Source organism: Mesorhizobium sp. M5C.F.Ca.ET.164.01.1.1, assembly GCF_004792125.1.
Classification (GTDB): domain Bacteria; phylum Pseudomonadota; class Alphaproteobacteria; order Rhizobiales; family Rhizobiaceae; genus Mesorhizobium; species Mesorhizobium wenxiniae.
The window spans coordinates 1-333 of sequence record NZ_SRTG01000325.1 but is presented as its reverse complement, the minus strand read 5'-3'; the positions used below and the strand labels follow the sequence as shown (position 1 = coordinate 333).

1 pseudogene is annotated in these 333 nt (G+C 67.0%); it reads right to left on the bottom strand.

Going from position 1 to position 333, the window contains the following annotated elements:
- Positions 1 to 333 (bottom strand): annotated as a pseudogene (locus EN807_RS33675) (glycine cleavage system protein T); the annotation flags it as partial.

The following is a 333-nucleotide window of genomic DNA, read 5'->3' as shown; positions in this document are numbered from 1 at the left end:
GTGCGCATAGCCGCCCGAAGTGACCCAGCCGACCACGCGCCAGTCGCCATCGGCGATGCCGCGCACTGCGGAGGCGCCTTCGGCAGCCTGCGAACCGCGCACTTCCTTGCCCGTGGTGTCGAAGCGCGGCGCGCCATAGCCATGCGGCTTTTCCACGGTGCCGTAGTCCTTGCTGACCTTGGCCCAGATCGGCTCGTCGCCCATCACATCGGCGTCGGCTGCATCGACGATGAAGGAGACGCGGCGCAGCTTCGGGCCTTCGGCGTGCTCCTTGGCGGACGCCTCGCGGCCGATGAAGTCGTTCTTCTCCAGCTTGATGAAGCGATCCATCGA